Origin of the sequence: Clavibacter michiganensis (genome assembly GCF_002151125.1) — a bacterium.
In the GTDB taxonomy this organism is placed as follows: domain Bacteria; phylum Actinomycetota; class Actinomycetes; order Actinomycetales; family Microbacteriaceae; genus Clavibacter; species Clavibacter michiganensis_C.
The window spans coordinates 70976-78448 of record NZ_MDJZ01000006.1; the positions used below are offsets into that span (position 1 = coordinate 70976).

The 7473-nt window shown below is 73.7% G+C and carries 10 protein-coding genes; 5 read left to right on the forward strand and 5 right to left on the reverse strand.

All coding sequences use genetic code 11. The features are described 5' to 3' along the window. Positions 1 to 11 precede the first annotated feature (11 nt). Positions 12 to 680: a TetR/AcrR family transcriptional regulator gene (locus tag BFL37_RS05145; RefSeq protein WP_086514082.1), complete on the forward strand. Its 669-nt coding sequence runs from the start codon at positions 12 to 14 to the stop codon at positions 678 to 680. After that, complete coding sequence (locus BFL37_RS05150; RefSeq protein WP_086514083.1) at positions 677 to 1615, forward strand: alpha/beta fold hydrolase; 939 nt, start codon at positions 677 to 679, stop codon at positions 1613 to 1615. The genes BFL37_RS05145 and BFL37_RS05150 overlap by 4 nt, the downstream gene beginning before the upstream one ends. Before the next feature lie 22 nt (positions 1616 to 1637). Here the strand turns inward: BFL37_RS05150 and BFL37_RS05155 are convergent, their stop codons facing one another. Together BFL37_RS05155 and BFL37_RS05160 are read right to left on the reverse strand one after the other, a co-directional pair. Beyond that, positions 1638 to 2066 (reverse strand): BLUF domain-containing protein, encoded by a 429-nt coding sequence (locus BFL37_RS05155; RefSeq protein ID WP_086514084.1) that lies wholly within the window; start codon positions 2064 to 2066, stop codon positions 1638 to 1640. Between the two features lie 133 nt (positions 2067 to 2199). Further along, positions 2200 to 2568, reverse strand: coding sequence for a VOC family protein (locus BFL37_RS05160; RefSeq protein ID WP_086514085.1), 369 nt, complete (start codon positions 2566 to 2568; stop codon positions 2200 to 2202). Positions 2569 to 2629: 61 nt separating this feature from the next. On the opposite strand from BFL37_RS05160, the gene BFL37_RS05165 reads away from it, so the two are divergent. After that, positions 2630 to 3082, forward strand: a complete 453-nt coding sequence (locus BFL37_RS05165) for a MarR family winged helix-turn-helix transcriptional regulator (protein ID WP_086514086.1) — start codon at positions 2630 to 2632, stop codon at positions 3080 to 3082. 12 nt (positions 3083 to 3094) lie between these two features. Here the strand turns inward: BFL37_RS05165 and BFL37_RS14810 are convergent, their stop codons facing one another. The 3 genes from BFL37_RS14810 to BFL37_RS05175 all read right to left on the reverse strand — a co-directional run bounded on the left by BFL37_RS14810 (position 3095) and on the right by BFL37_RS05175 (position 5164). Next, positions 3095 to 3223, reverse strand: coding sequence for a hypothetical protein (locus BFL37_RS14810; protein WP_011931910.1), 129 nt, complete (start codon positions 3221 to 3223; stop codon positions 3095 to 3097). A 92-nt stretch (positions 3224 to 3315) separates the two neighbouring features. Beyond that, the gene (locus BFL37_RS05170) at positions 3316 to 4605 is read right to left on the reverse strand and encodes an adenylosuccinate synthase (protein ID WP_086514087.1); all 1290 of its coding nucleotides are present in this window, start codon (positions 4603 to 4605) and stop codon (positions 3316 to 3318) included. 82 nt (positions 4606 to 4687) lie between these two features. Continuing rightward, the gene (locus BFL37_RS05175) at positions 4688 to 5164 is read right to left on the reverse strand and encodes a DUF3151 domain-containing protein (RefSeq protein ID WP_086506433.1); all 477 of its coding nucleotides are present in this window, start codon (positions 5162 to 5164) and stop codon (positions 4688 to 4690) included. Positions 5165 to 5285: 121 nt separating this feature from the next. Between BFL37_RS05175 and BFL37_RS05180 the strand changes: the two genes are divergently transcribed. Beyond that, positions 5286 to 6443 (forward strand): exonuclease SbcCD subunit D, encoded by a 1158-nt coding sequence (locus BFL37_RS05180; RefSeq protein ID WP_086514088.1) that lies wholly within the window; start codon positions 5286 to 5288, stop codon positions 6441 to 6443. Then, positions 6443 to 7473, forward strand: a 1031-nt coding sequence (locus BFL37_RS05185) for an AAA family ATPase (RefSeq protein ID WP_241533872.1), incomplete at its 3' end; no start/stop codon positions are given. The genes BFL37_RS05180 and BFL37_RS05185, both read left to right, overlap by 1 nt.

Genomic DNA, 7473 nt, shown 5'->3' on the forward strand with positions numbered 1-7473 from the left:
AAGGTAGCTCAATGGCCGCTCATGCAGATCCGCCGCCCGCCGAGGCGCCGAGGCGCCGCCTCCCCCGGCACGTCCGCCACCAGGACCTGCTGGAGAAGGGGCTGGCCCTCGTGCGCGAGAAGGGGGTGGACGCCTTGACGCTCGGGGCACTCGCGCAGCAGGCGGGGGTGTCGAAGCCCGTCGTCTACGACCACTTCGCGACGCGGTCGGCGCTGCTGACCGCCCTGTACCGCTGGATCGACGCGGAGCGGAAGCGGGCGTTCCAGGAGGGGATGACCCACGGCGACGCCGGCTCCGCGGCCACGATCGACGCCCTCGCCTCGACGTACATCCGGTGCGCGACGGACGCGAGCGGCGAGTTCACCGCCATCGGGGCGGCGATGAGCGGAAATGAGGAGCGGGCCCGCGTCTACCGGGAGCTCGTGGACACGGGCGTCGAGATGTTCGTGGCCGTCCTCCGTCCCCATGTCCGCATGCCGGATCCCGCGCTGCAGCACCTCTGCGTCGCGCTCGTCGGCGCCGGCGAGGCTCTGGCGTCCGCGGTGCTCGATGGCGCTGCCACCGAGGCGGAGGCGATCGCGACGTACTCCCGTCTGATCGGACAGGCCGCGTCCTCCTCGCCCTCCCCCACGCCTGCCGCGGGGTCGCGCCGCCACCCCCGGCCTACGCTGACCACATGAGCACCGACGCCCACGCCCCGCGCACCCTGTCCGAACACCGGCCCCAGGACGCGGAGGACCTCACGATCGAGGTCCCGGCGGCGCGGCTGTCGGCCGTGCGCGTGCCCGCCCGCACCGGGGATCCGGCGACCGCGCCCGTCGCGCTGCTCGTGCCCGGGTTCACGGGCTCGAAGGAGGACTTCTTCCCGGTGCTCGGCCCGCTCGCCGACCGCGGCTTCACGGTGGTGGCGTTCTCGCAGCGCGGACAGTGGGGATCCACCGGCCCCGGCCAGGCCGAGCCGCCCGTCGACGCGACCGGCTACGAGCTCGAGACCCTCGGCCAGGACGTGCACCACGTGGTCGACGCGCTGGCGGGCGTCCGCGGATCCGGCGGCCGTCACGTCGCGACCGACGCGGCCCCCTCCGCACCGCTCGGCCCCGTGCACCTCCTCGGCCACAGCTTCGGCGGCGTCGTCGGCATGCAGGCCGTGATCCGCGACCCCGGCCGCTTCGCCAGCTACACGCACTGGAACTCGGGACCCCGCAGCCGCGGCGAGCGCACCGAGCAGATCGCCGCCCTCCGCGCCTCGGGCAGCGCCGGGCTCTGGCCGCTGTGGTTCCTCCCCGCGCAGCTCGACGGCGACGACCCCGAGGTCGCGTGGTTCCGCACGCGCCTCCTCGGCACGGCGTCGGCGCAGCTGCTCGGCGCGCTGGAGATCATGCAGGAGCAGACCGACCGCGTCGATGAGCTCGTCGCCACGGGGATCCCGACGCTCGTCTCCCACGGCGACGCCGACGACGCCTGGCCGCAGGACTGGCAGCGGGACATGGCCGAGCGCGCGGGCGCCCGCTACGAGGTGATCGCCGACGCCGGCCACTCCGCCCAGGTCGACCAGCCGGAGGCGAGCGCGGATCTGCTCGCCGGGTTCTGGCGGAGCGCGGTGCCCGCGGCCTGAGCCGTGACCCGACAGGCGTCCCTCAGGACAGCCGGCCGGTGTCCTCCTGGAACCACCGGATCAGCTCGCGGAGCGCGGGCCGGATGCGGTCGTCCGGACGGTCGCCCTCCAGATCCTCGAAGGAGTCGCGGTAGCCGGGGATCCGCTCGGCGACGCGGGCGTCGTAGCGCGCGAAGCCCATGGTCCAGTCGGGGAACTGGCGTTCGGCGATCCGCTCCTCCATGAGCGTGGCGATGCGCCCGTGGCGGTCGTCGGCGAGGATCGCGGCCATGCGCTCCCGGACGTCGCCCTCCTCCCCCTCGATGAGCTGGAGGAAGCGCCCCTCGCGGTGGACGAGCAGGCCGGTGAGCCCGTGGGCCTCGTTCGTCGCGCGGCTCTGCGCCAGGAGCTGCGCGAGGTCGACGTCGTCGAAGGACCGCTCGGCGGTGCTGGAGTAGACGATGGAGAGCATGGGGTCCTTCCCGGTGCGCGAGGCTGCGCGGCCTGGGGCGGGGTCGGGTCCCGCCGCCCCTCCAGCCTGGTCCGGGTCGGCCGCCGCGACCACGTCACGGCGGGACCCGTCGGATGCCGGATGCTGCGGGCCGTCACGCCTCGTCGTGCAGCGTCACGTGGTAGCCGTCCGGGTCCGCGAACGTGAAGGTGCGGCCGAACGGGCCGTCGATCGGAGCGGAGACGATGGTGCGGCCGTCCGCGACGAGCGCATCGTGGATCCCCTGCACGTCCGTCGCGTGCAGCCACACGGCCGCGCCGATCCCGGGCTGCGGCGTGCCGGCGATGTCGGTCCCGGGGACGACGTCGCGGAGCGCGAACGCGATGGGCGACGTCGTGAAGACGACGGCGTGCGGGGGGCCGGTGGGCGAGCGGACGAGGCCGAGGAACCGCTCGTAGAACGCGCGCGAGGCGTCGAGGTCGGTGACCTGGAGCGAGATGAAGTCGGGGCCGGTGACGGGCATGGTGTCTCCTCAGTTCAATGTCAGGTGCCTGACACAAACAAGCGTATGTCAGAATTCTGACATGAGTCAAGGCGACGACAGCATCGACCTCCCCACCTCGCTCGGCTACCTGCTGAAGGAGGCCGCGAGCGCCCTGCGCACCGCCATGGAGGAGGCGCTCCGGCCCCTCGGCATGACCATCACGCACTACTCGTGCCTGGAGCTCCTCGCCCAGCGCCCCGGATCCTCGAACTCCGACCTCGCCCGCGGCGCCTTCGTCACGCGCCAGTCGATGAACGTGCTCCTGCAGACCCTCGAGCGCGACGGCATCGTGACGCGCCCCGCGGAGGAGGCGGTCGGCCGCGTGCAGCCGACGCGGCTCACCGCGGCGGGGCGCCGGCAGCTGGCGAAGGCGAGCGCGGCCGTGCGCGCGGTGGAGCTGCGCATGCTCGCCGACCTCAGCGACACCGAGCGCGAGGCGGCCACGCGGATCCTGCGCGGCATGGTGCGCTCGCTGCGCGCGGACGGCGCGTGACCCGCTAGCGGATCACCGCTCGACGACCAGCCGCCTGAGCTCCGCCGACGACACGTAGCCGAAGCGGTGCAGCTCGCGCCACGCCGCCACGTACTGCTCCTGGCCCATGTCCAGGTCCGCCTGCAGACGCTCGCGGTTCATCGTGCGGGCGTCCGCGCGGCTGAGGAAGCGCGCGAGGTCCGACGCGTCCGTGCCGAGGCGGGCGTCGTCCTGCCAGCCGTCGTGGATCAGGGTCAGGCCTCGAGGAGGTCGTGCAGCACGACGACCTGCTCGCGCTCCGGGCCCACGCCGACGGCGGAGATGCGGGCGCCGCTCATGCGCTCGATGGCCATGACGTAGTCCTGCGCGTTCTTCGGCAGGTCCGCGAACTCGCGGCAGCCGGTGATGTCCTCCTGCCAGCCCGGGAACTCCTCGTAGATGGGGGTCGCGTGGTGGAAGTCGGACTGCGAGACGGGCACCTCGTCGTGGCGCACGCCGTCGACGTCGTAGGCGACGCAGACCGGGATGGTCGCGAGGCCAGAGAGCACGTCGAGCTTGGTGAGCACGAAGTCGGTGACGCCGTTGATGCGGGCCGTGTAGCGCGCGATGGGCGCGTCGTACCAGCCGCAGCGGCGCGGGCGGCCCGTGGTGGTGCCGAACTCGAAGCCCTTGGCGCGCAGGTACTCGCCCGACTCGTCGTGCAGCTCCGTGGGGAAGGGACCTGCGCCGACGCGGGTGGTGTACGCCTTGACGACCGCGATGATCCGCTCGAGCCGGTTCGGCGCGACGCCGGAGCCCGTGGCCGCGCCGCCGGACGTGGCGCTCGACGACGTGACGAACGGGTACGTGCCGTGGTCGATGTCGAGCATGGTGGCCTGGCCGGCCTCGAACAGCACGGTCTTGCCGTCGTCGAGCGCGGCGTTCAGCTCGAGCGACGCGTCGCACACCATGGGGCGCAGGCGCTCGACGTAGGAGAGCAGGCTCTCGACGATCTCCTCGGCCGAGATGGCGCGGCGGTTGTAGATCTTGACGAGCATGTGGTTCTTGGCGTCGAGGGCCGCCTCCACCTTCTGGCGGAGGATGTTCTCGTCGAAGAGGTCCTGGATCCGGATGCCGACGCGGTTGATCTTGTCGGCGTACGTGGGCCCGATGCCGCGGCCGGTGGTGCCGATCTGGCGCTTGCCGAGGAAGCGCTCCGTCACCTTGTCGATGGTGCGGTGGTAGTGCGTGATGACGTGCGCGTTGGCGCTGACGCGGAGCTTGGAGACGTCGACGCCGCGGGCGGCGAGCGCGTCGAGCTCGTGGAACAGCACCTCGATGTCGACCACGACGCCGTTGCCGATGACGGGCACGACGCCGGGCGTGAGGATGCCCGAAGGCAGCAGGTGCAGCGCGTACTTCTCGTCGCCGACGACGACCGTGTGGCCGGCGTTGTTGCCGCCGTTGAACTTCACGACGTAGTCGACGCGGCTGCCGAGGAGGTCGGTCGCGCGTCCCTTGCCCTCGTCACCCCACTGGGCTCCGATGATCACTACTGCGGGCATGGCTCACTCCTCGTCGGGGCGGGTCGGTCGGGTCTGGATCGGGTGGCGTGCGGTGGTGCGGGCGGAGCGGTGCTGCTGCGGGTCAGTCCTGGCCGCGGATGACGATGGCCTCCGTGGGCGGGAGCGCCCCTGCGGTGGCGGCCTCAATGTGGCCGGCGGCCGTGGGATCCGCGTCGCGCAGGAAGGCGCTGAGGCGCGAGACCTCGTCCTCCTCGCCGATCGCGGCGGCCGCGCGGCGCAGCGCGTAGAGGGAGCGGAGGACGCCGCGGTTGGGCTCGTGGCTCCACGGCACGGGGCCCTGGCCCTTCCAGCCCGACTTCCGCAGCGAGTCGAGGCCGCGGTGGTAGCCGACGCGCGCGAACGCGTACGAGGCGATGCGGTCGCCCTGCACGTACGCGGAGTCCGACAGCAGCGCCCAGACGAGCGACGACTGCGGGTGGTCGGCGGCGATGGCGCCGAGGGTGTCGTGGTGGCCGTCGGCATCCTGGATGCGGGCGGCGACCTCGGGCTCGTCGGCCAGGCGCGTCTCGGGCACGCCGAGCAGGTTCTCTCCAGTCACACTCGATCCTACCAAGGCGGTGTCGCGGGCACTCCGGGCCGGAGCGATCCCGGCCGCCCAGCCGTGTCGGCGCCCTCCGGTAGCGTGACGAGCACCGCCGCAGCCCCGAGGAAGGACCCGCGTGCGCATCCTCCACACGAGCGACTGGCACCTCGGGCGCACCCTCCACGGCGAGGACCTGCATGCGCATCACGCGGCGTTCCTCGACCACCTCGTCGAGGTCGTGCGGGAGCGAGACGTCGACGTGGTGCTCGTCGCGGGCGACGTCTACGACCGGGCGGTGCCCGGGGTGCCCAGCGTGCGGCTGCTCGGGGACGCGCTCGCGCGGCTGAGCGCGCTCGCCACCGTCATCGTCACGCCCGGCAACCACGACTCGGCCGCGCGCCTCGGGTTCGCGTCGGCGCTGATGCGGGACGGGCTGCGGATCCTCGCGTCGGCGGAGACGCTGGACGCGCCCGTCGTGATCGACGACGCCGACGGGCCGGTCGCGTTCTACGGGGTGCCGTACCTGGATCCCGACGCCGTGCGCGCGACGCTCGCCGCACCCGGCTCCCCTCCCCTGCCACGCTCGCACGAGGCGGTGCTCGGCGCCGCGATGGACCGGGTGCGGGCCGACGCCGCGGCACGCGACGGCGCGCGCGTCGTCGTGATGGCGCACGCGTTCGTCACGGGAGCTGCGCCCAGCGAGAGCGAGCGGGACATCCGCGTGGGCGGGTTCGACCAGGTGCCGGCGTCGGTGTTCGCCGGCGCGGACTACGTCGCGCTCGGGCACCTGCACGGGGCGCAGGAGGTGGGGGCGGAGCGCCCCCGCATCCGATACAGCGGCTCGCCGCTCGCGTTCTCGTTCGGGGAGCGGATGCAGCGGAAGTCGAGCGCGCTCGTGGAGCTGGCGGCCGACGGATCCACGACGGTCGAGCTCGTCGATGCGCCCGTGCCGCGGCGGCTCGCGGAGGTGACCGGGACGCTCGCGGCGATCACGGACGGGCGGCACGCGGACCTCGCCGATGCCTGGCTGCGCGTGCACGTGACGGATCCCGTGCACCCGCCGCACCTCGTCGCCCGTGTGCGGGAGGCCCTGCCGCACGCGCTCGTCGTCCTGCACGAGCCCGCGGGACGCGTCGAGGGCGTGCGGTCGCGCGTGGTCGACGCGACGACGGATCCGCTCGAGGTCGCCGCCGACTTCGTCGAGTACGCGACCGGCGCCGCGCCGACCGAGGCCGAGGCGCTCGTGCTCCGCCAGGCGTACGAGCAGGCCCTCGCCGCGGACCGGAGCGCCTGATGGACCTGCACCGCCTCACGCTCCAGGCCATAGGTCCGTTCGCCGGCGCGCACGTCATCGACCTCGCGGAGCTCGGGCGGTCAGGGCTGTTCCTGCTCGAGGGGCCCACCGGATCCGGCAAGTCGACGCTCATCGACGCCGTGGTGTTCTCGCTCTACGGGTCGCTGGCGAGCGACGGATCGAGCCGCGACCGCCTGCACAGCCACCACGCGGCGCCCGGCGTGGAGCCGTACGTGGAGCTGGTGTTCGAGACGGCCGCGGGGATCCACCGCGTGCGCCGGAGCCCGCAGCACCAGCGCCCGAAGGCCCGCGGCACGGGCACCACGAACCAGAACGCGACCGCGACGCTCGTGCGGCTCTCGTCGCCGGATGCCGAGGCCGGCGAGGTCGTCGGCACCAGCACGCAGGAGGTGGGCACGGAGATCGCGCGCATCGTCGGCCTCACGCGCGCCCAGTTCGTGCAGACGGTCGTGCTGCCGCAGGGCGAGTTCGCGGAGTTCCTGCGGTCGACGGGCGAGCAGCGGCGGCTCGTGCTGCAGTCGCTGTTCGGCACGGCCGTCTACGACGTCACGGCGAAGCAGCTCGCCGAGATGCGGACGGCCGCGAAGGCGCGCACCGACGCCGCCGACGCGAAGGTCGCCGAGGCGCTCACGGGCCTGCGGGAGGCGACGCGGGTGGATGGGCTCGAGATCGCCGACGCCCCCGACACCGTGCGGATGCTGGCCGAGCTGGCGGACGCGGCGGAGGAGGCGCGCGCCGAGGACGAGCGGGCGCGCCGGGACGCGGCGACCGCGCTCGCGGACGCGGAGCGGGTGAGCCGGGCGCTGGCGCGGCGGCGGACCCTCATCGCGCGCGAGGAGGCCGTGCGGGAGGCGGCCGAGGAGATCGCCGGGCTGGCGCCGCCCCGGCCCACCGTCCACACGCAGGAGGCGTACGCGCCCGAGGACGACTTCACGGCCCACTGGACCCCGCGGCCGTCTCGAACACCAGCTCCACGTACGGCTCCACGCCGGGCGCCGCGTGGTGGCTG